The organism is Streptomyces calidiresistens, assembly GCF_014141525.1.
Taxonomy (GTDB): Bacteria; Actinomycetota; Actinomycetes; order Streptomycetales; family Streptomycetaceae; genus Streptomyces; species Streptomyces calidiresistens.
In genome coordinates this window covers 1-523 of record NZ_VKHS01001516.1, presented here as the reverse complement: position 1 = coordinate 523, position 523 = coordinate 1, and the positions used below count along the sequence as shown (strand labels likewise).

Sequence of the window (523 nt, the reverse complement as noted above, 5' to 3'; positions counted from 1 at the left end):
CTGCGGCTTCGCCCCGGCCGATCGAACCGGCCCCCACCCCGGACCCGACACCGGTCGATGAACCGGCTCCGACACCGGTCCCGGCTCCGGCTCCGGGGGTGCCCCCGGCTCTGCTGGCACACGCCCGGAAGATCGCCGATGCCCACCGCGCGACCACCGGTGACCGGATCGACGCCGACACCCTGCGCTCGCGCCTGGGCGTGCCCGCCTCCCTGGCCTCCTCGATCGCCGCCGAACTGTCCTGAAAGGAGGTGACCCCTCGTGCCCCGACTGCCCCGCCGCCTGCGCCGCGTCGGCCCCGTGGAGATCGGATCGGCCCGCGACCGCCGCTCGGGCCGCGCCGGATACCTGGCCGCCTGCACCCGCAACGACTGCGGATGGTCCGCCCACTACGCCACCCCCGAAGCGGCCGAACTGGCCTCCCGCTCCCACCGCTGCACCCCGCGCTGACCACCGGAAGGAGAACCGCCGTGCTCAAGCCGCACCGGGCGACCAACCCGCTGCCCACCGGGCAGGTCTTCGC

1 protein-coding gene and 1 pseudogene are annotated in these 523 nt (G+C 75.5%); both read left to right on the top strand.

Going from position 1 to position 523, the window contains the following annotated elements; translation table 11 throughout:
* Positions 1-245, top strand: a pseudogene (locus FOE67_RS29880) (DUF2637 domain-containing protein); the annotation flags it as partial.
* 25 nt (positions 246-270) lie between these two features.
* Positions 271-450, top strand: coding sequence for a mobile element transfer protein (locus FOE67_RS28085; protein WP_194444865.1), 180 nt, complete (start codon positions 271-273; stop codon positions 448-450).
* Positions 451-523 lie beyond the last annotated feature (73 nt).